Here is a 26,850-nt window from a genome sequence, read left to right as displayed (position 1 = left end):
TAACACGCATTTCCACCTCACCCCTAGTTTTGTTAAATATTATCATACAGTTTATCCGTATTTTAGCTTAAAGTGTACGATTATGATACTATTATTAGATATTAATAAGCTAAAAAGTGTCTCAAAATAGAAGGATAAAAAGAAGTTCAAGTAAGTGTAGCTCCTCTAGCGGACTTTTTTACCATCCTCTAAAGAGCGCAATGCAGAAGGAGATCAACATGACATATCAAACACTATTTTTGGATATCGATGGTACTATTTTAAGGCCTGATCATACGATTATGGACTCTACAAAAGACGCTGTTAAGCAGGTCAAAGAACAAGGCGTGGAAGTTTTCGTAGCAACAGGGCGTCCTCTTCACGAAGTTTATGACTTGGCAAAGGAACTCAATATTAATTCCTATATTGGATATAACGGTGCATTCGCCATTTATCAAAAGGAAACAGTGGTAGATGAACCAATGAAAACAAGTACAATTGATTATTTCCTTGAAACAACTGCTAAACACAATCATGAAATTGTCGTTTATACCAGTGGGAGAAATTATTATTCAGCACCAGATTCAGATGCTACTAAGGCTTTTATCAATTCTTTTCACCTAAAAGAAAATGCACAAATAAAGCCGGACATAAAAAACGAAATTCTAAGTATGACATTGATTGATATCGATGATGAGGACCTTGCTCTTTATTCTGTTGATAAAAATCTGTATCTTTCACCGGTTAATGTTGGCGGCATTAGGAACTGCTATGATGTTATTCGAAAAAATGTAAATAAAGGGGAAGCAATCAAAACCATTCTTCAAAAACTAAACTATTCAAAAGAAGGTGCGATTGCATTTGGCGACGGTATGAACGACAAGGAAATGCTACAGGAGGTTGGAGAAGGATTTGCAATGGGAAATGCCCACCCCGACTTGTTTGCATATGCTAAGAACCGAACAACTACTGTATCTGATTCAGGCATTTTTAATGGTCTAAAAAAGCTTGGGTTAGTGGAATAACACCAGTTCCGTAATAATAAAAGCCAATAAACGTTATACTATCTATAAGTCAACCAGGTGTTAAACGGAGGAATTATGCTAACTTTTGAAGAAAAACTATCTATCATAAACTCATTTCCTGAACTAGTACGGAAAGATATATCAATGGGTCGCGTTAATTTTCATTATGAAAAAAGTGCTCTCGACAAAAAAATTGTCGTTCATAATCTTCATCCGAATGGCAACGGGTTTGTGTATACAAGGAATATCGGGGATTTTGAAACAGATCATAAAGGTATGACCAATATCCGGGATTATTCAGAAAGTGCGTTGCGGGATATTATCAAGCAGGCTATTAAATCCCTTTCACCTAGTGAAAATGCTGAAGTCATTCCGGATGATGAACGCTGGATTAATACAAACGAACAGACTCTGTTACTTACCTATGAAGATGGCTTGTGGAACGTATATGCTGGACAAAATTTGGATGGATCTTTCCATTCCTACAAACAGGCCACCCAATTTTTAGATGAAGAAGGATTTCAAAGAGGATAAGTTAGAAAAGGGAAAGCGCCCATAAACGATAACGGCGCTTTCCCCTTTTTTAAAAACCTTTTTCAACACTCGCTTTTACCTCTTCAAGTGTCTTATTCATTCCTGATTCAACCGCCGCCACATACGCACCTTCCACTAGTGGAACTTCAGCAATTTCAATCGAATCCAGTCCAGACATTTCGATTGCTAATTCTGCATTCATTTTGGCACTGCCAATATCATAAATTAGCAGAACGCCCTTCTCTCCCTTAGCTTGCTCAATAGCAGCTTGAATTTTTTCAATACTTGTACCAATTTGACCGTCATCAGTTCCGCCTGCTAATTCAATTGACACATTCTGTACGACTTGACTAATTATGTCCTTAACACCCTCAACAATTTTAGGACTATGGGATATCAATACCAATCCAACAGTAGACATGCATAATCACTCTCCTTCATTGATTACTTCAGCGAATGCTTCGAAAAGGTAAAACGAAGAGACGGAACCAGGATCCAAATGTCCAATCGAGCGCTCTTTCAAATAGGCTGCCCGACCCTTTGTAGCAAGTGTATCTTTGGTATTTTCCATAGCAGTCCTGGCAGTTTCTTCTAATACTGAACCATCAAACTTTTCTTCTTGTTTAAGTCGTTCAGAGACAGCAGACCAGACATCAACAAGCGTTTTCTCACCGGTATCGCTCTTTCCTCTTTGCTTAACACCATTAAGCGCATCTTCAATTCCCTGTGAAAATAAAGCATAATCCACGTCCTGGCCCTTGAAGGTCATGGATAGTTTCAGAAAAGCTGTCCCGTATAACGGGCCGGCTGCACCACCGACCTTTGACATCAACGTCATCGCTACATCCTTCATAACATCGGCAACATGCTCATACGCCTGACCTGAAACTTTGTTCATTACCTCTTGGAAACCACGGGATATATTGATTCCATGGTCACCATCACCGATCGCCTGGTCCAGTGTAGTCAGATATTCTTTATTTTCTTGTATTTTTGTATTAGTTTTGTCCATCCATTGCACAGTTTGTTCAACCTGTAAAACCTGCACTGTATTTCCTCCTTTACTTGGCTCGAAATGCTGGGGCATTTGATTCTGCGTCTAGCAGCTCTTTTAATTCATGATCCAATTTTAAGAATGTAACGGAACAGCCAGCCATTTCCAGTGATGTCATGTATTCCCCGACAAATGTTTTATAAACGTTAATCCCTTTTTCCGCCAGCAGTTCCTGCACTTTTCCGTTGACAATGTAGAGTTCCATCTCCGGTGTAGAGCCTAAGCCATTGACCATTACAGCTACATCATCATTCTTCGTAAGCTTATTATCCTCCAGAATCTTTTTAGTTAGTTCAGCAGCAATGTCATCTGCGCTGCCAATTTGCTTCCGTTCAATTCCAGGTTCACCATGTATGCCAATTCCAATTTCCATTTCATCATCTGCAAGTTCAAAGCTTGGCTTCCCTGCTGCCGGTACTGTGCATGAGCTTAACGCCACACCCATGGACCGAACATTTGCCACTACCTTTTGTGCAGTTTGTTTTACATCCTGTAAAGAAGCGCCTTGTTCTGCTTTTGCTCCGGCAATTTTATGAACAAAAACTGTCCCGGCAATCCCCCTTCTTCCTGATGTAAATGAACTGTCCTCAACGGCGACATCATCATTAACAACAACCTTATCAACTTCAATTCCTTCAGCTTCTGCCAGTTCAGCAGCCATTTCAAAATTCAGGATATCTCCAGTATAGTTTTTAATGATTAAAAATACACCAGCACCTCCATCAACAGCTTTTATCGCTTCAATCAACTGATCTGGTGTTGGTGAGGTAAATACTTCACCTGCAACGGCTGCATCTAGTAACCCCTGTCCAACATATCCGGCATGTGCAGGTTCATGCCCGCTTCCGCCGCCGCTAACTAATCCAACCTTGTTTGAAAAAGGTGCTTCCTTCCGAACTATTCCAGTTGTGTTCGGCAATTGCTTCACATCGTTTGGGTATGCGGCAACAAATCCCTTAATCATATCCTGAACAACCTTGTCTGGATCATTAATAATTTTTTTCATTTATAATCGCTCCTTTATCTTTGTAAAAAGCTGTTATCACATAGATTATTGCTAATATCGTCGCAGTTGATATAAACTGCGGCGTAACTTTATATGAGTGTTAATCCACCGCTGCGGAAAAACACTGCGCTTTCCGTGGGCAGCTGATGAGCCTCCTCGAGCTTACGCTCTCCGGGGTCTCATCTAGGCTTCTGCTCCCACAGGAGTCTCCGCGTTTTTCCTCCGCTAAGGTTGAGTGCCACCTATAATGCCATAACATCGATTTCTTCATTTTTCAATTGTAGCTGCGAGTAGTAGTCGACTCCTGCTTAGATGATAGGCTTAGGTGGGACTCCGGAAGCATAAGAAGGGCACTGAAAAAGTGGCGGATTTTAAAATTTAACTTTTCAACCTATACGTAGCATCAGACTCCTGCGGGAAGTGAGAGATCGGCGAGATCCCGCAGGACGGCAGTCCGAGGAGGCTCGTCACTCGCCCGCGGAAAGCGCAGTATATTCAAGATGCGATCATCGATCTACCTATTTTGTACTATATTTACCTTTTTCAGTCGCCCTGGGCTGAAGCCTCAATGAGACCCCGGAGAGCGTAAGCAATGAGGCCCGTTAGCTGCCCAAGCAAAGTGTTTCCGCATTGGTGGCCAAACACTCTATAAATTTACGTCGCAGTTTATGGATTTTGTGTCAAAACAACTATCTTTTGGAAAGCAGCTTTGTAAAAAAGAGACCAAATCCTTTTTTAGCGGTCTTGGTCTCTTCATCATTTCCCTTTTCAAGGATAGCTATTACTTATTTAAACACTCTAGTGGCTTCAACAGCTTTCTTCCATCCAGCGTAGAGCTCATTTCTTTTTTCATCATCCAGTTCATTTTCAAACGTACGTTCATTTTTCCATTGGTCAGCAATCTCATCCTTGCTTTTCCAATACCCTACTGCAAGACCTGCTAAATATGCCGCTCCAAGTGCAGTCGTTTCCTGAACAACTGGCCGTTCAACTGGAACATCAAGAATGTCACTTTGGAATTGCATAAGGAAATTATTTTTAACTGCTCCACCGTCAACACGCAATGTCTTTAAATCAATACCTGAATCAGAAATCATGGCATCAAGCACATCCTTAGTCTGATAGGTAAGTGATTCCAATGTAGCCCGAATGAAATGTTCTTTTTTAGTACCACGCGTTAGACCAAATACCGCGCCACGCGCATCACTATCCCAATACGGTGTACCTAACCCAACAAATGCTGGAACAACATACACACCGTCAGTGGAATCCACCCTTAGTGCATAATCTTCACTTTCTGGTGCATTATCAATAAGTTTTAATCCATCGCGAAGCCATTGTATTGCTGAACCTGAAACAAAGATACTTCCTTCAAGCGCATACTCGACTTTTCCGTCAACACCCCAGGCTAACGTGGTTAGCAATCCATTCTCGGATACCACACCTTTTTCGCCTGTGTTCATTAACATGAAACCGCCTGTGCCATACGTATTTTTGGCCATGCCTTTTTCAAAACATGCCTGCCCAAACAATGCTGCCTGTTGGTCACCGGCAATTCCGGCAATTGGAACCTCTTGACCGAAGAAATGATAATCAACGGTATTGCCATATACTTCAGAAGACTGGTGCACTTCTGGCAGCATGCTTTTTGGAATGGTTAGGATGTCTAGTAATTCGTCATCCCATTTTAAATCATAAATATTAAACATCAGTGTTCTTGAGGCGTTTGAATATTCCGTAACATGCTTCTTTCCACCTGTTAGTTTATGGACAAGCCATGTGTCCATTGTGCCAAATAATAAATCACCATTCTCTGCTTTTTCTCTTGCACCCTCAACATTGTCAAGAATCCATTTAACTTTTGTACCGGAGAAATATGGATCTAATAATAATCCTGTTTTTTCTCTGAACAGATCATTATATCCCTGTTCACGAAGCTCTTTACAAATACCTTCCGTTTGGCGGGACTGCCAGACAATTGCTTTATAAATTGGCTTGCCTGTATGTTTATCCCAGACAACCGCCGTTTCACGCTGGTTCGTAATACCAATTCCAGCAATTTGACTTGCTTCTATATCAGCTTTACGCAATACCTCAGCTATACATGCTAAAACAGACGTCCAAATTTCGTTCGCGTCATGTTCCACCCAACCAGGCTTCGGAAAAAATTGTTCAAATTCTTTTTGTGCAGTTTCTACAATTTCCCCTGCCTCATTAAAAAGAATTGCCCGTGAACTGGTTGTTCCCTGATCAATTGATAATATAAATTGCTTACTCATCCTAAACCTCTCCCTTTTTATTAATTTTCGATTGGTTCATCGATTTCTTCTGGATTATGATTTTTCTTAAGTTCATTTCTTGTTGCAGTAACTGCAATTATTGCCATTATGACACTTAAAATCCAGAAAGCTACTGAAAAGTCACTTAAAAATATCGCGTTATAAAATAATGCGCCATAAATACCGCCTAATACAGGGCCAAGAACTGGTACCCAAGCATACTTCCAATTTGATCCACCTTTACCCGGTATTGGCAAAATTGCATGAGCAATTCTTGGGCCAAGGTCACGAGCTGGATTAATTGCATATCCGGTTGGACCACCTAGAGACATACCGATTGCCACAATTAAGGCGCCCACAATTAGTGGATTTAAACCTTCTGTGATTTCGTTCGCTCCGATAAACATCAGCCCCATCACAAGAACAAATGTACCGATGATTTCCGTCAGTAAGTTTGAAAATGGACTGTAAATGGCCGGATCGGTAGAAAATACTCCTAATTTAGCCGCCTTATCTTTTGTCGCACTCCAGTGTGGTAAGTATGCCAAGAAGACAATACAGGCACCAATTATTGCTCCAAGGATTTGTGCGCTGATGTACATGGGAACCTTAGACCATGGAAATTCACCAGCAGCGGCAAAACCTAGTGTTACCGCAGGGTTGATATGTGCACCGGTAAAACTACCAACTGCATAGACCCCCATTGTAACAGCAAGACCCCATCCTATCGTAACAACTACCCAATCGGAACCCTCCGCTTTTGACTTTTTTAATACTACCCCTCCAACAACACCTGCCCCGAAAATGATTAGTATCATTGTACCAATTAATTCGGCTAAAAACTCTGACATAGTAACACCCCTTATTTTATAATAACTAAATTCAATCAACAAGTAAGGACGTGGAAGCGCTCTCTTCCAGTATATACATAAAAAGACCCACACCTAAATACACGTCCTTTACTTAAAAGTAGTGTATAAAATGTGGGTCTCCATATCTCAACCACGAAAATTAACTTGTACATATACTTTAACGCTAACTGAAAACGCTGTCAACATTTTTCTTTTAAAAAGTGATTGAGCAAAGCTCAGGAAGCCCGTGCAATGGGGGTCAGCTAGCCTGACTTTCCTTATGATAATTTTCTGGAGTTATCCATCTTGCCAGCATACAAATGAATAGCAGTGTAAGAACACCAAGGGAATCTGCCAGCAGGTCGTATAAATCCGCACCCCGCGTGAAATACACCTGTACGATTTCAGTCAGAATACCAAAGGATACAGCGATGGCACCGGCCCACATGATCTTTTGCAAAGCTAGAACAAGAAGTGCTGCTAAAATAAAAAACATAAAAAAGTGTCCGACCGACTCAACTGCATTAACTTCAGCCATTGGATAAAAATTGAATGCATTATTCCAATTGGGATCAGGAACAAAAACAAATTCAATCTTCCCATTCGCAAACAAATCATAAACATTATTTGTACAAGTTCCAATGAATATTCCAACTATCCATAATACCAACAGCAAATATGACATGATCTATCCCTACTTTTTATAAAATATCAGAAAAATTATAAACGAAAATCTGTCTAGCTCCAGCGACTAGCAAATAGTTAGTCCTGATGAATGTACGGAAAGTTCACCGTACTTTCACAGTCTTATCTATTTGTACGTCGCTAAACGGGGCGCCTGCGCGTTTCTTATTCAGTGTCGTCATGAAGCTTGTTTCTAATACCTTACAAAACTGTAAGCTGCCCGTAAGGAAAAAACATAGGAGAATTGCTCCTGACTAGTTAAACTAACCTTAGAAAGTTTAATTTGGAGGGAATAAAAAATGAGTAATACAGTTGTTAACGTTAAAAACGTTCATAAAACGTTTGGCAAAAAAAATGAAAATCAGTTTCAGGCATTAAGAGGCGTTTCATTTGATATACAAGCTGGTGAGTTTGTCGGAATTATGGGTCCATCCGGTGCCGGGAAAACAACCCTGTTAAATGTTGTATCCACATTGGATCAACCGACTGATGGCACGATTGAAATAGCTGGAACGGATATCACAACAATGAAGGCAGGACAATTAGCCGACTTCCGTTCATCGGAATTAGGTTTTATTTTTCAGGACTTTAACCTGCTTGAAAATCTGACCATCTATGAAAACATTGCACTGCCCCTGTCACTTCAGGGTGTATCGTCAAAAAAAATTAAACCAGACGTGATAAAGGTTGCTGAGAAATTAGGAATTCAAGCAATTTTGGAAAAATATCCGGTCACGGTTTCGGGCGGCCAAAAGCAGCGTGCTGCAGCCGCGCGGGCATTGGTACACGAGCCGGCAATAATTTTAGCGGATGAGCCAACAGGGGCACTTGATTCAAAAAACGCCAAAGACTTAATGAAGGCAATGGTACATCTAAATACCAATCATGACGTCTCGATTATGATGGTTACCCATGATCCACTAAGCGCAAGTTACTGTGAGCGCATTTTATTTATTCAGGATGGATCCTTATATAAAGAGATTAGTCGCACTAGAAACAGAAATGAATTTCACCAGGAGATTCTTCATGTTCTCGCTGATTTTGCTTCACCAGGCGAGATTGATTAAGGAGGGGCCCTAGACATGTTACTAAAATTATCGTTTGCAAGTATGCGAAAAATGTTTAAAGATTATTTAGTCCTGCTATTTGGACTTACCATTTCCATTTCTATTTTTTATATGTTTGAAACACTGGCACAGAATGAAGTATTCGTTGAATCCAATGCCATTATTGGCTCCATCATGTTTATTTTTCATGTCGGATCTTTTCTGCTAGCAGCAATTACCGTGTTTTATATTTTCTATGCGACATCCTTTATGCTTTCCATGCGTCAAAAGGAAATGGGCATGTACATGACGCTTGGTGCCAAGAAACATAAAGTCACCCAATTAATGTTTTTTGAAACATTTTTTATCGGGATTATCTCATTGATTGTAGGTTTGGTTATCGGCGTTGGTTTAGCGCAGGGTATTGCGTCCCTATTGATGGCACAACTTGATTTTTCAGCGGATGGATTCCAGCCTTTTTACATGTCATCGATTATTACCACGGTTATCTTTTATGTGGCCTTATTCCTGCTGACATCAATTGTAAATGCTGTAAAGATTGCGAGAAAATCTGTTTTGGATCTTATGCACGCCGGGCACAAACAGGATGGTCTGAAAGCTAAAGGCAGCTGGACGATTGTTGGTGTGTTATTTTCAATTATTCTGATTGGAATTGGCTATTACGCGATGACCAATATGGGGGAATTAGCACAATTTGGTGTGATAATCGCGGCGATTTCAATCACAGCAGGCACCTACTTATTGTTCATTTCATTGTTACCGTATTTTATGAAAAAGGTAAAACGGATCCGTACCCTTAATGAAAAGGGAATTAATTCATTTACATTGGGACAATTGCGTTTTCGAATCAATAACCTGACCAAGGTGCTGGCTACCGTCTCCATGCTTGTCGCTCTCGGACTCGGCGCGATGACTGCTGGTCTATCGTTTTACAATAATGTTGAATTGCAAGCTGGCATGTTTCATGCAAATGATGTTGCCATTCACCAACCAATCGACCGGGATATGAAACTAGTACGTGCGATGGATACAGAGGAAGAAAATACGTACCATTATAAAGTAGATGATGACAGCGTTTATTTCTTGAAAAAAGACTTGGTGGACCATCCGCCACTCGTTAAACAATTTAATACACAGGCAATGGAACTGCCAGAAGCAGAACGTGTTTCAGCTGAGCTGCCGGAAGCAAAATATGTCTATGGCGATACGAAGAGTATCCCTGACATCCCTGATCCATGGGTAACCGCATTAACAACCGAATTACGTGCGGGATATCAAATGTTTGGCGATCGAAATATTTACATTCTGGATTTAGCTGGCTATCAACAATTGCAAATGGAAGAGAAAAAAGTATTAAATGTGCGGGTTGAGGATTTTACGGATGCACTTCCAAAAATAAAAGAACTGGAAGAACGGCAACTAGAACTGTCTGCAGCATCTGATAAAGTGAATATGCAGGGTTCCGGCAGTAAATTAGCCGATTATCTTGTTTTTAAAGACTTCGCAAGCGGCACGATTTTCATGGGCTTTTTCCTTGGAATTGCCTTTCTGATGATGATGGCCAGTGTGCTGATGTTCAAACTGTTATCGGGAGCAACTGCTGATATTCACCGTTACAGCATGCTTAGAAAAATCGGAGTACGAAAATCATTGCTCACGAAATCCATTTACCGGGAATTATTTTTGGTATTCTTATTCCCAGCATTGGTTGGACTCGTCCACGTAATAGTCGGCATGCAAATGTTTTCGTTTATTTTGGTTGAACCATACACCAAGATCTGGCTGCCAATCAGTATTTTTCTTGTCATTTATGGAATTTACTACTGGCTGACGGTTCAAATGTACAAACGAATCGTTTTGCCGAAAGAAATGTAAAAAAACACAGCGCTATGTTTTAACATGGCGTTGTGCTTTTTAATTGTATAACTGAAACGCTATAACAATAAATATGCTATCGGTGTCACGATAACTAATGTTAAGATTGTACGTTCAATCCAAACTATCAATAATTTAGGAATGCTGATTGGTATGTCAGTTGAAAGAATACATGGTACTAAAGCTGAAAAGAATATAACGGCTGAAACAGACAAAGTTGCGATTACAAATTTCGTGACTAGTGGAGCATCAACAACCAATAGCGCAGGCAAAAACATTTCTGCAATTTCTATTGCACTGGCTTTGGCAGCTAACAATGGTTCTGGTATGTGCAGGATCCATGTGAACGGATAAAAAATGTAGCCGATAATATCAAAAACTGGAGTGAATTCCGCTAACACTAATCCAAGCAAGCCAACTGATAAAATGGATGGTAATATAGCCATTGTCATAATCAGCCCATCTTTCAGATTCACTAAAATATTCTTGGGCAATGAAAGGGAATTATCTGAAGCAGTCATCGCTTCATTCCAGGCGGTTCTTATTCGATCCTTTTTGATAATTCGTTCTGGCGTTCCCTTTCCATTATAATAATCATCGCTAACTTTATTTAACGGCCATATCCTCACTGTGATAGCGGTTACAAGAAATGTCACGATTAGTGTCACCCAGAAATAAATATTCCATATCTCCATCAGACCTAATGTTTTTGCTACCACAATCATGAATGTTGCAGAGACTGTAGAAAATCCGGTGGCAATAATGGTTGCCTCTTTTATCGTATATTTTCCTTCTTTAAATACTTTATTTGTGATTAGCAGACCGATAGAGTAACTTCCAACAAACGATGCTACTGCGTCAATCGCGGAACGTCCTGGCGTTTTCCATATTGGCCGCATTACCGGTTGCAGTAAAACACCAATGAACTCAAGCAGCCCATAGCCTACTAATAAGGCTAGAAACACAGCACCAATCGGCACCAGAACACCGACGGGAATTACGAGTTTGTCGAAAAGGAACGGTCCCATGTTTGGTGCAAATAGCCATTTAGGTCCAATATCAAACACCAGCATTACTGCAACAACTACACCGATTATTTTAAAAAATGATAACACCATGTTAATGCTATCCTTGTTCCACGATTTATTGTAGAAAGGATAAATAGCACCGAGAATAATAATGATTAAGGCATAATATGGTACTAATGAAGGCATGGATGTTTGGATAAAGGTCACGATATGGTCAAGTGGTATTGATGATGTTCCATTAATAGTTATCGGTATAAAAAACGTAAACACACCGATAAAACTGAACACAAAAAACTTAACCAGGTTTCCGCCATTGTGGCGTTTCCCTGTCTCATTTAAATGAAAATCCTTTTGCGTATTCTCCATAATTCCGCCCCCTTTTATTTGCTTTGAACTTCCTTGCTTTAAAACGTCAACTTTCTATCTTATTAATAAACGCAATACACTTCTCGGCAATCAATTCTTTATCATGATCCAGTGTTGCCACATGATAACTGTTTTCCATGGAAACTATCGCACGTTCTTTTGAAGATATTGATTCATAGATTTCTTTTGCATTTTGCGGTGGCACCACATGATCTTCCACTGAAGAAAAAATCAATGCTGGCGTGTTTATTTTTTGTAAATCATTTCGCACAATATCAGTCAGGCTCACTATCTCTTTGATTGATTTCACCGGTGTTTTTGGATAAGCAAGTTCCTCAACACCTTCTTTTTTGATGTCTGATCCAATTGCGTCCATAAATCTAATACCTTCAGATGATAGTTTTTCATAATTGGCGGCGAACTCTGGTAAGTTTACAGCTGCATTTATCGGCATAATTCCTTTGATTTCCGAATGCCTTTCAGCTAAGTATAGGGTTAACGTTCCCCCCATTGATAGTCCAGTAACAAATATTGCTGAACAAGTTTCTTTCAGCTTTTCCAATCCCCACTCAACCGTTTCTATCCAATCCTGGCAACTGGCATTTTCCATATCTTCAGGTGCAGTCCCATGACCAGTCAGCCGTGGCCCATAAACGGTAAACTTGGCATCTGCCAACTGCTTTCCCAGAAACCGCATACTTTGCGTGCTGCCGGTAAAGCCATGAATTACCAAGACCCCAATTTTGTTTCCAGGAAAATAAAACTCCTTCGCTTCATCCATAACTTGATAGTCTTCACCCATCACGGTATTCCTCCCAATTGTAATTTAGTATCAATTCTGATAATTAAACAGTACCACAATTACAGATACTAGCATAGAAAAAACGTCATCCCATTTCGGAACGACGTTAATGCATATTAACGGTTATCAATCTTTTCTGGATAAAGATCGTGATTCATCATCCGGTGATCCGCCATTTGTTCAAATTTAGTTCCCGGTTTTCCATAATTGCAATAAGGATCAATGGAAATACCGCCGCGTGGTGTAAATTTACCCCAGACTTCGATAAAGCGGGGCTCCATCAATTCGATTAAATCATTCATAATAATATTCATACTGTCTTCATGGAAATCACCATGATTCCGGAAGCTAAATAAATAAAGCTTTAATGATTTACTTTCAACCATTTTAATATTTGGTATGTAGCTGATATAAACCGTACCAAAATCCGGCTGTCCTGTCTTTGGGCATAATGTGGTAAATTCCGGACAATTCAGCTTTACAAAATAATCCCTGTTCTGGTGTTGATTATCGAATGTCTCTAAAACTTCTGGTGTGTAGTCAAATTGATAGGTAGTTTCCTGGTTTCCTAACAGGGTTAAATCTGTTAAGTCGTTATCTTGTCTGCCTTTCATTTAAATGCCTCCTTAGTAAGTAAAAAAACCACGGCCCAAGGCACATGGTTTAAAATTCATCATCTGTCCTTAGTTTTTTATAGAGGGTTAACCCTAAGAACCTCTTCTGTATTACCTATTAACTCAAGGTTGTTTTCGCATAGTTTGTTGCTAATATCATCGCAGTTGATATAAATTGCGACATAAAAGCAACGTGATTTCCGCTGCGGGCAGTCGCTTTCCGCGGGCGGCTGGTGAGCCTCCTCGTGCTTACGCACTGCGGGGTCTCACCTATGCCTATTAATCCCGCAGGAGTCGACTACCCGCAGCTCCAATCACTGTAATTAGCTATGATTATTACGGAATTACAGGTGACGCCTCAACCTTTGCTGTGTATTTCAAGGGAGCTTTCCTTGTCCTGCGGGAAGTGAGAAATCGGCGACACTCCGGAGAACGTCAGTTAATGTGGCCCGACTAAAAAAAGCGTAATGTTTTTCCACAACGGTCGCAGGACGCTGAACATGATTTTAGTTATGCCGCAAGTGTATAAATTTTGTGTTACAACAACAATCTTTCAGAAAACAGTCTAAATAATCTGTTACACTCGCCTAAGTATATAAACGAAGCACCCCAAAGTCAATCATTATTTCCTTTATCATGGTGCTCTGCAATCAAATTGCAATGGAATTGTAAGTTTATTTTTTCAGGATTTGGCAATAGTGATTACATATATAAGCACTGTTATCACAAGTTGGAGGATGGTATGTATGAAGGGAATTATACTTGCTGGCGGAACTGGTTCGAGGCTTTCACCAAGCACAAACAGCATTAATAAACATCTGTTGGCCGTCTACGATAAACCCATGATTTATTATCCACTATCCATATTGATGCTTGGCGGGATAAAGGAAATTATGATAATTACAACAGCGCATGACAGATCAAGATTTGAAGAATTACTGGGTGATGGCTCAACGTTAGGTATCTCACTTACGTACCATGAACAAGTGGAACCAAATGGTATTCCCGAAGCATTAATCATTGGCGAAAAGTTTATTGGCAATGATGATGTCACCCTAATTCTAGGCGATAACATATTCTATGGTCAGGGATTCACAAACATTTTACGTAGTGCTATACAAAGTCATGACCATGCTACTATTTTCGGTTACCGTGTGAAAGATCCAAGAAGATTCGGGGTCGTGGAATTTGATGAACAGCAAAAAGTTGTTTCATTAGAGGAAAAACCAGAGGATCCGAAATCAGATTTTGCTGTGACAGGTCTCTATATTTACGATAATCAGGCGGTCAAGATGGCCAAGAAACTCCATCTTTCTGCACGGGGAGAATTGGAAATTACCGATGTCAACAAAGCCTATTTGACCAAAGACCAACTGAAAGTTCAATTACTCGGTCGAGGATTTGCCTGGATGGATGCAGGAACACACGAGTCACTGTACGAGGCTTCGGAATTTGTCCGGAACATACAGCAACGCCAAGGATTCAAGCTTGCTTGTTTGGAAGAAATTTCCTTCTACATGGGGTATTTATCAAAAGAAGTTTTATATAAAAAAGGGAAATCAATGGAAAAGAATGATTATGGACAGTATCTAATGGAAATTGCTGGCCGGAAACATTCTCAGCAATACTGGGATTCCATTGAACGCAATCCCGTGTTAGGACTGGTCGAAAATGAATAACCATCAATCAAGCCTCTTAGTAACTGGGGGTGCTGGTTTTATTGGATCGAACTTTATTCACCACTATCTGCATAAATATCCAGATTCAAAACTTATCAATTTAGATAAACTCACCTATGCAGGATCAAAAAATAATCTTTCAGAGGTGCAAAACCTGAATAACTATCAATTTATTCATGGTGATATAGCTGATGAGAAACTAGTAAATGACCTTTTTTCCACCTATGACATTGCTGGAGTTATTCACTTTGCAGCGGAATCGCATGTCGATAACTCGATTGAGGATGCGAAAGCATTTATAACAACGAATGTACAGGGCACTTATACACTACTTCAAGCAGCAAAACAGGCCTGGGAGAAGAATAATCAACTGGCCAAACGACGATTCCATCAAATTTCAACGGACGAAGTTTATGGATCATTAGGTGAAACTGGAAAGTTCCACGAGGAAACACCTTACAATCCACGTAATCCTTACAGTGCATCAAAGGCAAGTGCCAATATGCTGGTAAAAAGTTTTGGATATACGTACGGAATGAATGTCGTAATTTCCTCAAGTTCCAATAACTATGGTCCAAGACAGCATGCTGAAAAGCTGATCCCCACGATCATCCGAAAGGCTTTAAGCGGTCAGCCCATCCCCATTTATGGAGATGGCAGGAATGTAAGGGATTGGCTGTATGTCGAGGATCATTGCCGCGCTTTAGATACAATCTATCACGATGGGAAAACACTCGAAACCTATAATGTTGGCGGTGGGAACGAGAAAACAAATATAAAACTAGCAACAGAAATTTGTGAGATTCTTGATGATCTTGAACCAATCATACCGACACATATTTCCTTGAAGTCCTACAAAGACTTAATTACCTTTACCGCTGATCGTCTAGGACATGATCAGCGCTACGCTGTTGATGACACAAAGTTACAGGAAACACTGGGCTGGAAACCAACCATGACTTTATCATCAGGGCTTAGGCAAACCGTTGAATGGTATGTAGCACAATGGAAACAAGTCATCCATTAATTTCAGTTGTTGTTCCCATTTACGGTTGTGAAGTTTGCTTAAAGGAGCTTTGCAACCGTGTGAGAACGACAATTCAAGCTATTCCAGCCCGATATGAAATTATTTTAGTTAACGATGCAAGTCCCGATCATGCATGGCAAACAATTAAAGAACTAAACGAAGGTGACCCAAGCATTAAGGGCATTAACCTTTCTCGTAACTTCGGTCAGCATCATGCTATTACAGCTGGACTCGATTATACGTCTGGAGACTGGATTGTTGTGATGGATTGCGACCTGCAGGATAAACCAGAGGAGATTTCAACGTTATATGCAAAAGCACTGGAAGGATATGAAGTTGTTTTTGCAACGAGGACCTTTCGCCAGGATAACTGGTTTAAGCGGACATCTTCCCGACTTTTTTATAAAGTGTATGATTATTTAGCTGACCGTACATCTGATCATACGGTAGCTAACTTCAGCATCAGCTCCAGAAAGGTGATTGAAGGATTCAGGCAAATGAATGAACAAAATCGATTCTTTCCATTATTTATTAAATGGATGGGATTTGATGCAGCAAGTGTTCCTGTTGAACATAGTAAACGCAAAGAGGGGAAGTCCTCCTATAATATTAAAAAACTGATTACGCTCGGAACGGACGCCATTATTTCCCAATCAAATAAACCGCTCCGCCTGTCTATCCAGTTTGGGTTCCTTATTTCACTTGTTTCATTTATTTATGGGATGTATTTAATGTTTCGTTATTTCTTCCTATTCCAACCCGTACCAGGATGGACTAGTGTAATGGTTTCTATTTATTTTATTGGCGGATTAATCTTTTTTAACTTTGGCATCCTTGGTTTATATATTGGAAAAGTATTTAATGAAACGAAGGCAAGGCCAATTTACCTGATTCAGGAAAAAACAGCGTCATTTGATGAGCAGGATGAACGGAGATGAGAACATGAGCAATTATTTACAAGAAACTCCTTGGGACAAACGAAACTTTAACATGAATACGTATGAACTGACCGCTTCCACTGAATCTGCTTTGGAAGAAACAGTGGATAAACAGGGGCACTTCACCTTAAAAGTGAATCCGCTTGATAACCCTGAAATGCTATTAAAATATGGATTTTATTACATGGATACCTTAATTGAACCTGTTTGCAAAAAGGATGACCTGCGCTTATTCGTACGTGATGGAACGTCTATATCAACTGAATATGACCCTTCAGAAATCATCCAAATCGCTGATGAGGCCTTTATGCATGGCCGCTTTCACCGCGATTTTAATATTCCGAATGACCAGGCTGATAAACGCTATGTCAATTGGGTAAAGGATCTGATGGAGGCAAAAAAGGTATTTTCCCTGCTTTATGAAGACCAGATAGCAGGCTTTTATGCGTTTGAGGAGGATAAAGTTCTATTGATGGGAATGAAAGAAGAATTCCGAAGTAAAGGATTAGCCAAATCCTTTGTCAGTCAAGGATGCTTTGAACAGATTAAGTTTGGTCATTCACAGCTAAGAACGTCTATTTCAGCGGCGAACGTGGCATCACTAAATCTATTTCAATCGCTGGGTTTTAAACTTAAAAACACTGTCGACGTTTACCATAAAATAAATCGATCCGCTAAAGTTGGAATATAGCTATGGGATTTGCATATATTTTTGCGACAATCATTTTTACCGTTTATGGGCAATTGATCCTAAAATGGAAAATTGATCAATATGGAAGTTTACCAGAGGAATGGTTCGACAAGGCGATTTTTATCTTCCGCCTGCTGCTTGACCCATTGATTTTGTCCGGCTTCCTCTCCGCATTCGTCGCCTCGCTCTTTTGGATGGCGGCCATGACAAAATTTAATATAAGTTTTGCGTATCCATTTATGAGTCTTTCTTTTGTACTCGTTTTTTTACTTTCTGTATTCTTGTTTGGCGAACCGGTTACCAGCCAAAAAGTAATCGGACTATCGCTGATTGTTTTAGGCATTATTGTTACAAGTCAATCGATATGAGGTGGTAGCTATGATTCCATTTAACCGACCATGTGTCACGGGAAATGAACAAAGATATATCCAAAAGGCGATTCAGACACCGAAATTATCTGGTAATGGCCCTTTTGGGAAGAGATGTACAGATTGGCTTGAAAATCACTTGAACTGTGAAAAAGCATTACTAACACCATCATGTACAGCAGCACTGGAGATGACTGGGCTGTTGATTGAGGCAACTGGAGGTGACGAGATTATTATGCCATCGTACACATTTGTTTCAACAGCAAATGCCTTTGCCCTCAGAGGTGCATCCATTCGTTTCGTTGATGTCGAGCCGGAAACCATGAATATTGACCCAGCAGCTATAGAACGCGCAATCACGAAGCATACGAAAGCGATTGTTGTTGTCCATTACGCCGGCGTATCCTGTGACATGGACGCCATCATGAAAATCGCTAATCGTCATCATTTATGGGTGATTGAAGATGCAGCCCAGGCACTTATGAGCAATTATAAAGGAAAGCCATTAGGAACAATCGGCCATTTTGGAACAATTAGTTTTCACGAAACCAAGAATTATACTTGCGGTGAAGGCGGGGCATTACTAGTTAATGAATCTGATGCCATTGACCGTGCTGAAATTATCCAGGAAAAAGGTACGAACCGCTCCCAGTTTATCAAGGGAATGGTTGATAAATATACATGGCGTGACATTGGATCGTCATTTTTATTAAGCGATCTAAACGCTGCCTATTTATACGCCCAATTACAAAACGCGGATCATATTAATGATGATCGATTAAGTACATGGAACCACTATCATCAGGCCTTGCAGACGTTAAACGAGTCAGTCTCACTTCCGTTTATCCCAGAAGATTGTTCACACAATGCGCATATGTACTATCTGAAAACGGATGATGAAAATACGCGTCAGCAACTAATCGAATATCTGAAAGCCCATGATATTATGGCTGTTTCCCATTATGTTCCATTACATTCTTCACACGCCGGGGAAAAATATGGTAGATTTATTGGTGAGGATCTCTATACAACAAGGGACAGCGAAAGACTCGTGCGGCTGCCGCTTTACTATGGAATGGAAGAAGAGGATATCAATCATGTGGTCACCCATCTACACAGCTATTTTAAAAAATAAATTCATCCTGATTGCGTGCCTGATCATTCTCGGCTATTTAATGCCTTATTATATTCTTGGGGCAGACACCCATATCCGGGTTCACGATAATTTGGACTCCAATATTGTCTGGTATAAGATGATTGCTGAAAGTGGAAATATATTTTCCATGCCATACACTGAATTTGATAATGTAATAAACGGCCTCCCGAGAAGTTCACTTCCATCCGGGTTAGATGCAATGGTATGGCTGTATGTACTGTTTGGACCTTTTCCTGCATATGTGATTAATCAGACGGTCATGCGTTTCGTTGCATTTTTTGGGATGTACCTATTATTGAAAAAGACGGTGCTGCCCCACATAAGGTCCACCTGGATATGGGTTGGTGTTGCGCTAGGATTTTCTTTACTGCCCTATTGGCCGTCCGGGGAATTATCCATCGCAGGACTGCCGTTAGCATTACATATCTTTTTAACGATTCGAAGCCGTGCGGAACATACACCAAAAATCTATTGGATGATTATATTTTTGTTTCCATTCTTCTCAAGCTTTATCCTGACATTTGTCTTTTTCCTAAGTTTGATTGGACTTTTATGGCTGGTGGACCTAATTCGTTCAAAAGATTTCAATCTGCCGTTCTTCCTTGCCATTTTTGTGATGAGTTCACTATATTTAATCAAAAATTACCTAGTGATTTATTCGATGTTTGTGAGCAGCAGTTTCACTTCACATCGCGATGAACTTGATCTGGGTCACAAGGATTTACAAGGAACGCTGGAATTGTTTCTTGAGAACTTTTATCATGGTCACACCCACGATATGGACCTGCATTTTCAGCTGATTTACCCAGTGGTTGGACTCGCTCTACTAGTAGCAGCAGTTTGTAAATTGAAGCCGAAATGGCTGGTCTGGTGTCTTGTTGCCAATGCACTGCTTTCGCTTATTTATGCATTCTGGTACTGGGAAGGAATGCGTCTTTTGAAAGACAATTTCATGGTTGCTAATACATTTAACTTCAGCCGAATTCATTTTCTGCATCCGATGTTTTGGTATATCTGTTTCGCCTTGGCACTAGCGGTTTTATGGAAACATGTCAGATTTGGAAGGGTACTGGTTGCTTTGTTAATTGTCGGTCAATGTGTCCTGCTTTTCCCGCTTAACGAAGAACATAAATACGCAGAAATCGGCACACCGACATTTAACGAATTTTATTCTACCGCCCTGTTTCAAGAAATAGAGGATTATATTGGCAAAGACCTGTCGGACTACCGAATTGTTAGTGTTGCAATGCACCCAACAATCGCCCAGTATAATGGCTTTTACACCCTTGATACATACAACACGAGCTACCCGCTCGCCTATAAGAAAAAGTTTCGCAAAGTGATTGCTCCGGAGCTTGAAGAAAGCCCAACACTGGAAAATTATTATGATACATGGGGCAGTCGGGCATACATGTTTGTCAGTGACATTGGCAAACACTACCTGTTTACCAAAAACAGCAAAAGGGTTATTGAAGACTTGGATATTAATACCAAGGCATTAAAAGAACTGGGCGGGGACTATGTGTTCTCGGCTTTGCCAATCAAGAACCATGGGGAGATTGATCTAACATTCAAGAAAGCCTTTGAAAATAAGCAATCTCCTTGGAAGGTTTATTTGTATAAGATTAAATAGGAAAAGTTCAGGGCGCGCCCGTCGTAATGTTGATCGAAAACCAGGATAATACGGCAATTTAAAGCTGTTAACGAACAAAATCGCTCCGGCCAATCTGGTGGTCCGAGCGATTTTACTTATTAATTTATTCCATTTACTTGTTTCCAGGTTCTAACCAGGCCCTCCACGATAGGTTTAATGACCTCTGAATCAGTGTTATATTTACTGTGTGACAATGGCGTCCATCCTGTCAGCCACCCGCCAGCCCTAACCACAATATCTGCAGTTACAGTGGTCTGATACTTTTTGTTTAAACCTTTTAACGGAAACGCTAATACATCATCCTTATCATAGAAATTTACCCATTCACCCTTAACATTTGGGTAAATGGTACGAATACCAGGAGAAGGAACATGGATCGGTACTCCAAAGTCTGGGAACCGCATTGCCCATAACGCTAACGGGCTGCCCATTGTGTAAAATAATGCCAATGTCTCAGCCTGCTCAATCGGAGTATTGGAAGCAATGCTGTTTGTCCGCGGGCCGATATTGCCCCGTTCAAATTGTAAATCATAGAAATAATTACTGGCTACCACAGACCCCAGACTATGACTTACCATACATAATGGTGCATTTGGGCCTGCCTTTTCTTTTAGTTTCCGGATTGATTCCGCTAAAAAAGAATTGACCAAATCATAATTCTGTTTTCCTTGCTTTGTTGGTTGGTATGCTACAGCGTCCGCCAAAAATTCGACAACAAAACGGCGTAATCTCGTGTAATCTAGGTCTGTATTTTGCTGCAGCCTTTTTAATAAAGCCTTCTCTTCTTTTTCAAAAACCGCTGACCAAAATACAGCTTCAACTACAAGTTCTTCTTCGGCTTTTTCAATTCCCAATTTATTGGAAAATCCCTCTTTAATCTTTCGAATCATCTCTTCAGCAAAATTTTCATCTGGTGTTCCTGCCCCATGCAAAAATGCTATCGCAATTTTTTGAGTCATATTAGCACCTCCAGATAATAGTACTTTTTATAATGGTACCCCTTTGGAGGGAATTCGTTAAGGTGAATTTGACCTATTCTTTTGGAGTTTTTCACATAACAAGTGGGTACCCTCCCTACTCTTTGGGCATAAGATAAAACCGAAGTTATAATGTGGGGGTATTTGAATGGGTTACTATATTACTGTTGAACATGGTGTGGATATTTATGTGAATGACGTCGGACCAAGCGATGGTAAGCCAATTGTTTTTATACATGGATGGCCACAAAATAATAAAATATTTGAATATCAGTATAATCAACTTCCGAAATGGGGATATCGGTGCATTGGTATTGACCTAAGGGGTTTTGGCAAATCAGATAAGCCCTGGTCAGGGTATTCATACGATCGTTTGGCCGATGATATTCGAGTTATTTTGGAAAACATCAGGGTAAACAATATCATACTCGCCGGTCATTCGATGGGTGGGGCAATTGTCATTCGATACATGGCACGGCATATGGGGTATAAAGTAAGGAAGCTGGCACTTCTTGCTGCAGCTGCTCCAATTTTCACAAAGCGCCCTGGTTTTCCCGTTGGATTAACAAATATGACAAAAGAAGATGTTAATAAACTGATTGTGCAAACGTACACTGACAGGCCTGAAATGATTAAGGAATTCGGGGAAAAGTTTTTCTACCAACCAGTTTCTGATAGTTTTGCGAATTGGGTACAAAGCCTGGCACTTGAAGCCTCTGGCAATGCAACAGCAAGGACCGCAGTCTCACTTCGGGATGAAGAGCTATGGCGGGACTTATCCATGATACGAGTTCCAACCGGCATTTTTCACGGAATTCATGATGTAATTTGCCCATTCCCGCTTGCTGAGGCAATGAATAATGAAATAAGACACGCTGAGCTAATTCCATTTATGAATAGTGGGCATGGACTATTTTACTGTGAGATGGATAAATTTAATTATGAGTTTGCACGGTTTTCCAATTAACAGATTTCGGGAGGTGCCGGCACCTCCCAGAAAAAATGATAGATACTTCTATACGCGTTCAAGCATCCGCTCGAGAGCTACTCCTGCCCACCTGGCAATCTCCGAATCTACCTTAATCTGATTCATCATTTTGCCTTGTTCAATCGTTTCCATTGTCCATAACAGATGTGGCAAGTCAATTCGGTTCATGGTCAGGCATGGGCACATTTGCGGATTCAATGAAAAAACCGTTTTATCTGAATGCCGTTTCGTCAAACGATTGACGAGATTCATTTCCGTTCCAACCGCCCACTTCGTACCAGGCCCCGCATTTCCAATCGTTTCAATGATAAATTTCGTTGATCCAGCGTAATCAGCTAATGCAACAACCTCACGACTGCATTCCGGATGTACAATAATGTTCACTTCTGGATCTTGTGTTCTAATATCTTCGATGTTCCTAACAGTGAAATTCTCATGGACAGAGCAATGCCCCTTCCATAAGATCACGCGCACCTGGCGCAAATCTCCCTCATATTCGAAACGCTCCAAAATTGGATCCCATACTGCCATTTCCTCCAAAGGAATTCCCAAATCATATGCCGTATTTCGTCCTAGATGCTGATCAGGTAAAAATAAAATACGTTCCTTTTGTGACAGTGCCCATTTGAGCATCTTTTTCGCATTCGATGATGTTACAGTCGCCCCGCCGTTCATTCCAACAAAACCTTTGATTGCGGCAGTAGAATTCACATACGTTAACGGAATTATTGTATCGCCAAACGTCAGTTGCATTTCTTGCCAGCCACGTTCCGTTTGTTTGATATTCGCCATATCAGCCATTGAACAGCCGGCGCGCATATCCGGCAGGATTACTTTTTGTTCGTCTCCGGTCAAAATGTCAGCTGTTTCCGCCATAAAATGCACACCACAAAATACGATAAATTCTGCCAGTGAATTTTTAGCCGATACCTGTGCAAGCTGCAAGGAGTCACCTGTGACATCTGCAAACTGAATAACCTCATCCTTTTGGTAGTGGTGGCCGGGAATAAAAACTTTGCTTCCTAACTTCTCTTTTATTTCTTTAACACGTGCTTCCATCTCCTCAAACGTCATGGACCTATAATGATCTGGAATCATTTGTACGTCATTATTTTGAATCATATCCAGTAAACTCATGGTTCACCCTCCTATCGAACTAGTAAACTAATATCTAATGATTGTACAGAATGGGTCAGAAAACCTAATGAAATATAATCTACCCCTGTATCTGCATAGTCCGCTAAATTAGCAGGTGTTATCCCGCCAGAAGCTTCGGTTATGATGGACTTTGGCACAAGGGCTGTGAACTCCCGCACTTTATCCGGTTTCCGGTTATCAAACATAATCACATCCGCACCAGCCTTAACTGCCTCTAACACTTCATCCTTTGTCTCTGTTTCGACCTCCACCTTCACCATGTGTCCAATCGTTTCATGTACCGCGGCAACTGCCTTTGAAATCGATCCACAAAATGAAATATGGTTATCCTTAATCATCACACCGTCATAAAGCCCAAAGCGATGATTCCTGCCTCCTCCGGTTACAACGGCGTGTTTATCAAGCATGCGTAATCCTGGTATCGTTTTTCGTGTATCACATAGATTGATAGATGGATCGTTCAATGTATCCACACATTTCCTGGTAAGCGTTGCAATCCCGCTCATTCGCTGGACAAGGTTCAAGATTACCCGCTCTCCACTAAGAATTGCAAAAATTGGACCATGTACTTCCGCAATTGTTTCCCCTTTTTTCACCTGATTGCCGTCCTTGAAAAAACAATCAACAACCACTCGGCTGTCGAGCAATTGATAGGCTACCTTAATAATTTGTAATCCGGAAACAATTCCATCTGCCTTCGCTTTGAAAACCCCTTTTCCTAGTTCATCAGGTGGAAAAATTGCCATACTTGTAAGGTCGTTGTCACCAATGTCTTCAAGTAAAAACGATTGTAAGAGTGTTCGTAATTTTAAATGATTCATATCAGGATCTCCTCAACTAGTTCTGATTCTTTTTGACGCACAATTTCCTGCCTTTTTTCTATACCGTTTGAAGTGGGGTAATCCGACCGGTAATGGGCTCCGCGGCTTTCTTTTCGCTTCCATGCAGAGGTGGTTATCAGCCATGCTGTTGTCATCATATTGATTCTTTCAACCTCGTCTACGGACAACCCATCCAGGTCAACGCCCGAAAAACGGTACTGCCCAAGCCACTGAATCATCTTTCGCAATCCCCGTTTCCCCCGGACCACTCCAACATCACGCATCATTCTCTGTTTTATTGTTTCCTTGGCAGGTAAATTCACCGGAATGCCGCTCTTTTTAGCTGCTATTGATTCTTCAACAACCGGGTTATTTTGATTTAAAATACTTTCTGCTGTCATGTTTCCAAAGACAATTCCTTCTAAAAGTGAATTACTGGCAACACGGTTTGCACCATGAACACCGGTACATGCCGTCTCCCCTACTGCATACAATCCACTTAGCGAAGTTTGACCAGAGGTATCCGCCTTTACACCACCCATCATAAAATGAGCACCCGGTGTAACGGGAAGCAAATTCCCTTCTAGGTCAATTCCACTTTCCACACACATTCTTGATATACTTGGAAACCGATCTGAAAAGTTTTTCACATTGGATATATTTAGATAAACATTTTTTCCGTGGGCGCGTTCCTTAAAAATTGTTCGGGCAACAATATCTCGTGGCGCCAAATCCTTCTGTTTATGGACGCTTTCCATAATCCGCCGGTTGCTGTCATTAACCAGATAAGCACCTTCTCCCCTTACTGCCTCTGAAACAAGCCCAATTGTGTTAATGCCATCGAAAAGTAACGTTGGATGAAACTGAACGAATTCCATATCGACTAACTGGACGCCCGCACGAAACGCCATTGCAATCCCGTCTCCAGTTATGGTTGAATCGTTTGATGTGTATGCATAAAGCTGCCCACATCCCCCGGTAGCAAGAATCGTAGCACCAGCAAAATGATTGATTACGTTACCAGCACTAGTTTTCGTTTTGATACCGATACAATGCTGATTCCGAACAATCAAATCGATGACCATTTCATCTTCCAGAATCGTAACTTTGCTTTTGATCTGCTTAAGCATAAATGTCATTAATGCCTTCCCTGTTGCATCTCCGCCGGCATGTAAAATTCTTCTTTTTAAATGACCACCTTCCCTTCCCAGGTTCCATTCACCATTCTTATTTCGATCAAATTCCAGTCCTCGACCAGCTAAGTCAAAAAGATGCTTAGGCGCCTTTTTCATGAGCATTTGCAAATTTTCTAAATCACTATGCTGACACCCGGCAACTTCTGTATCTTTCAAATGCTCCTCCCAGGTATCACCTTGATCAACTGCGGCCGCGATACCACCTTGAGCATGGAAAGAATTGCTAACCGTTCTTTTGGACTTTGTGAATATAATCACATTTCTATCCGTCGCTAATTTTTCGGCAGCTGTTAACGCAGCAATCCCACTGCCAATAATAATGACATCGTCAAAAGCCATATTTTATCGCCTCGATTATTATGTGTATATTTAACTGTCTTGACACCTATATTTACATAAGATTACACTATTAGCAAGCGTTTTTTATTTTTAAGCTGTTTTTGAATAATTTCTTGCCACTATCATCGCAGTTGATATCAACTGGACGTACTAAAATTATGTTTGGCACCACGACGGCCGCTGTGGAAAAACACTCGCTTTCATGGCCTCCTCAAGCCTTCGATCGGGGAACTGAAAAAGGTATAGTTAATACACAAATATGTGGATCTATCATCGCATTTTGAATATACTGCGCTTTCCGCGGGCGAGTGGCGAGCCTCCTCGGACTGCCGTCCTCCGGGGTCTCGCCGACCTCTCACTTCCCGCAGGACAAGGAAAGCTCCCTTGAAATACATCGCACGCAGAAAAAGTGGGTTTCTTTTTCAAGGAGTCTCCGTATATTCAAGATGCTAAGTAAAGGTCAAAAACAAAATTTCTAAAATCCACCACTTTTTCAGTGCCATTAAACCCAATCTGCGGGGTCTTCAGCCTGTGCTGTCCCGCAGGAGTCAACGGTCAGGAGCGTAAGACACCATCGTATTAGTGGATAAGCAGGTAGCGTTGCCAAGTCCCATGTTAGCGGAGGAAAGTCTGAAATAAGTCACTGAGCAGTTCCTGGAATAAATGGGCATAACTAATAAGCCATCGCTTGGAT

25 protein-coding genes and 1 riboswitch are annotated in these 26,850 nt (G+C 40.8%); of the genes, 12 read left to right on the top strand and 13 right to left on the bottom strand.

The genetic code is table 11. The features are described from left to right. Window positions 1–218 precede the first annotated feature (218 nt). Window positions 219–1,004, top strand: coding sequence for a Cof-type HAD-IIB family hydrolase (locus tag CFK37_RS10800; RefSeq protein WP_089061865.1), 786 nt, complete (start codon window positions 219–221; stop codon window positions 1,002–1,004). 75 nt (window positions 1,005–1,079) lie between these two features. Continuing rightward, a complete protein-coding gene (locus CFK37_RS10795) occupies window positions 1,080–1,538 on the top strand; it encodes a hypothetical protein (RefSeq protein WP_089061864.1) in 459 nt (152 codons plus the stop codon). 49 nt (window positions 1,539–1,587) lie between these two features. Here CFK37_RS10795 and dhaM read toward each other — a convergent pair whose 3' ends face one another. The 6 genes from dhaM to CFK37_RS10765 all read right to left on the bottom strand — a co-directional run bounded on the left by dhaM (window position 1,588) and on the right by CFK37_RS10765 (window position 7,413). Beyond that, a complete protein-coding gene (gene dhaM / locus CFK37_RS10790; RefSeq protein ID WP_089061863.1) occupies window positions 1,588–1,959 on the bottom strand; it encodes a dihydroxyacetone kinase phosphoryl donor subunit DhaM in 372 nt (123 codons plus the stop codon). Window positions 1,960–1,965: 6 nt separating this feature from the next. Then, entirely contained in the window at window positions 1,966–2,550 is a 585-nt protein-coding gene (gene dhaL, locus CFK37_RS10785) for a dihydroxyacetone kinase subunit DhaL (RefSeq protein WP_245837383.1), read from the bottom strand. A gap of 49 nt (window positions 2,551–2,599) precedes the next feature. Beyond that, entirely contained in the window at window positions 2,600–3,598 is a 999-nt protein-coding gene (gene dhaK / locus CFK37_RS10780; protein ID WP_089061861.1) for a dihydroxyacetone kinase subunit DhaK, read from the bottom strand. Window positions 3,599–4,383: 785 nt separating this feature from the next. Beyond that, a complete protein-coding gene (gene glpK, locus CFK37_RS10775) occupies window positions 4,384–5,877 on the bottom strand; it encodes a glycerol kinase GlpK (protein ID WP_089061860.1) in 1,494 nt (497 codons plus the stop codon). Window positions 5,878–5,897: 20 nt separating this feature from the next. Next, window positions 5,898–6,728, bottom strand: a complete 831-nt coding sequence (locus tag CFK37_RS10770; RefSeq protein ID WP_089061859.1) for an MIP/aquaporin family protein — start codon at window positions 6,726–6,728, stop codon at window positions 5,898–5,900. Between the two features lie 259 nt (window positions 6,729–6,987). Continuing rightward, the gene (locus CFK37_RS10765) at window positions 6,988–7,413 is read right to left on the bottom strand and encodes a VanZ family protein (RefSeq protein ID WP_089061858.1); all 426 of its coding nucleotides are present in this window, start codon (window positions 7,411–7,413) and stop codon (window positions 6,988–6,990) included. A 298-nt stretch (window positions 7,414–7,711) separates the two neighbouring features. On the opposite strand from CFK37_RS10765, the gene CFK37_RS10760 reads away from it, so the two are divergent. Together CFK37_RS10760 and CFK37_RS10755 are read left to right on the top strand one after the other, a co-directional pair. After that, window positions 7,712–8,479 carry an ABC transporter ATP-binding protein gene (locus CFK37_RS10760; protein WP_089061857.1) on the top strand — a complete coding sequence of 256 codons (768 nt, stop codon included), beginning with the start codon at window positions 7,712–7,714 and terminating at the stop codon, window positions 8,477–8,479. Window positions 8,480–8,494: 15 nt separating this feature from the next. Beyond that, window positions 8,495–10,354 carry an ABC transporter permease gene (locus CFK37_RS10755; protein WP_089061856.1) on the top strand — a complete coding sequence of 620 codons (1,860 nt, stop codon included), beginning with the start codon at window positions 8,495–8,497 and terminating at the stop codon, window positions 10,352–10,354. A 59-nt stretch (window positions 10,355–10,413) separates the two neighbouring features. On the opposite strand, the gene CFK37_RS10750 is transcribed toward CFK37_RS10755, so the two are convergent. From CFK37_RS10750 to queF, 3 genes are all read right to left on the bottom strand, one after another. Continuing rightward, a complete protein-coding gene (locus CFK37_RS10750; RefSeq protein WP_089061855.1) occupies window positions 10,414–11,748 on the bottom strand; it encodes a YjiH family protein in 1,335 nt (444 codons plus the stop codon). 46 nt (window positions 11,749–11,794) lie between these two features. Then, window positions 11,795–12,550: an alpha/beta hydrolase gene (locus CFK37_RS10745; RefSeq protein WP_089061854.1), complete on the bottom strand. Its 756-nt coding sequence runs from the start codon at window positions 12,548–12,550 to the stop codon at window positions 11,795–11,797. Between the two features lie 116 nt (window positions 12,551–12,666). Further along, window positions 12,667–13,164, bottom strand: coding sequence for a preQ(1) synthase (queF, locus tag CFK37_RS10740; RefSeq protein ID WP_089061853.1), 498 nt, complete (start codon window positions 13,162–13,164; stop codon window positions 12,667–12,669). 63 nt (window positions 13,165–13,227) lie between these two features. Next, a riboswitch (PreQ1 riboswitch) is annotated at window positions 13,228–13,274 on the bottom strand. Window positions 13,275–13,910: 636 nt separating this feature from the next. Here queF and rfbA point away from each other — a divergent pair. Genes rfbA through CFK37_RS10705 form a run of 7 tightly spaced genes read left to right on the top strand, consistent with a single transcriptional unit; the run spans window position 13,911 to window position 20,656 of the window. After that, a complete protein-coding gene (gene rfbA / locus CFK37_RS10735) occupies window positions 13,911–14,843 on the top strand; it encodes a glucose-1-phosphate thymidylyltransferase RfbA (protein WP_089061852.1) in 933 nt (310 codons plus the stop codon). After that, entirely contained in the window at window positions 14,836–15,870 is a 1,035-nt protein-coding gene (gene rfbB / locus CFK37_RS10730) for a dTDP-glucose 4,6-dehydratase (RefSeq protein ID WP_089061851.1), read from the top strand. Before rfbA ends, rfbB begins: the two co-directional genes overlap by 8 nt. Continuing rightward, a complete protein-coding gene (locus tag CFK37_RS10725) occupies window positions 15,834–16,808 on the top strand; it encodes a glycosyltransferase (protein ID WP_281251592.1) in 975 nt (324 codons plus the stop codon). The genes rfbB and CFK37_RS10725 overlap by 37 nt, the downstream gene beginning before the upstream one ends. Window positions 16,809–16,812: 4 nt before the next feature. Beyond that, window positions 16,813–17,499 (top strand): GNAT family N-acetyltransferase, encoded by a 687-nt coding sequence (locus CFK37_RS10720; protein WP_089061849.1) that lies wholly within the window; start codon window positions 16,813–16,815, stop codon window positions 17,497–17,499. 2 nt (window positions 17,500–17,501) lie between these two features. Then, window positions 17,502–17,867, top strand: coding sequence for an EamA family transporter (locus tag CFK37_RS10715; protein ID WP_089061848.1), 366 nt, complete (start codon window positions 17,502–17,504; stop codon window positions 17,865–17,867). 10 nt (window positions 17,868–17,877) lie between these two features. Further along, complete coding sequence (gene rffA, locus CFK37_RS10710; protein ID WP_089061847.1) at window positions 17,878–19,002, top strand: dTDP-4-amino-4,6-dideoxygalactose transaminase; 1,125 nt, start codon at window positions 17,878–17,880, stop codon at window positions 19,000–19,002. After that, entirely contained in the window at window positions 18,965–20,656 is a 1,692-nt protein-coding gene (locus CFK37_RS10705; RefSeq protein WP_089061846.1) for a DUF6044 family protein, read from the top strand. Before rffA ends, CFK37_RS10705 begins: the two co-directional genes overlap by 38 nt. A gap of 119 nt (window positions 20,657–20,775) precedes the next feature. On the opposite strand, the gene CFK37_RS10700 is transcribed toward CFK37_RS10705, so the two are convergent. Next, window positions 20,776–21,636, bottom strand: a complete 861-nt coding sequence (locus tag CFK37_RS10700) for a chemotaxis protein (RefSeq protein WP_089061845.1) — start codon at window positions 21,634–21,636, stop codon at window positions 20,776–20,778. Between the two features lie 166 nt (window positions 21,637–21,802). On the opposite strand from CFK37_RS10700, the gene CFK37_RS10695 reads away from it, so the two are divergent. Next, the gene (locus tag CFK37_RS10695) at window positions 21,803–22,621 is read left to right on the top strand and encodes an alpha/beta fold hydrolase (protein WP_089061844.1); all 819 of its coding nucleotides are present in this window, start codon (window positions 21,803–21,805) and stop codon (window positions 22,619–22,621) included. A gap of 48 nt (window positions 22,622–22,669) precedes the next feature. Here CFK37_RS10695 and nadA read toward each other — a convergent pair whose 3' ends face one another. From nadA to nadB, 3 genes are read right to left on the bottom strand one after another with little or no spacing between them, the layout of a single operon-like run. Further along, window positions 22,670–23,779 carry a quinolinate synthase NadA gene (gene nadA / locus CFK37_RS10690; protein WP_089061843.1) on the bottom strand — a complete coding sequence of 370 codons (1,110 nt, stop codon included), beginning with the start codon at window positions 23,777–23,779 and terminating at the stop codon, window positions 22,670–22,672. Window positions 23,780–23,790: 11 nt separating this feature from the next. Then, window positions 23,791–24,621, bottom strand: a complete 831-nt coding sequence (gene nadC, locus CFK37_RS10685) for a carboxylating nicotinate-nucleotide diphosphorylase (RefSeq protein ID WP_089061842.1) — start codon at window positions 24,619–24,621, stop codon at window positions 23,791–23,793. Next, complete coding sequence (nadB, locus tag CFK37_RS10680) at window positions 24,618–26,156, bottom strand: L-aspartate oxidase (protein ID WP_089061841.1); 1,539 nt, start codon at window positions 26,154–26,156, stop codon at window positions 24,618–24,620. The genes nadC and nadB overlap by 4 nt, the downstream gene beginning before the upstream one ends. Window positions 26,157–26,850 lie beyond the last annotated feature (694 nt).

The organism is Virgibacillus phasianinus (genome assembly GCF_002216775.1).
In the GTDB taxonomy this organism is placed as follows: Bacteria; Bacillota; Bacilli; order Bacillales; family Amphibacillaceae; genus Virgibacillus_F; species Virgibacillus_F phasianinus.
Note: the sequence above shows the minus strand (reverse complement) of the source record. Positions and strands in the feature narration are given on the sequence as shown.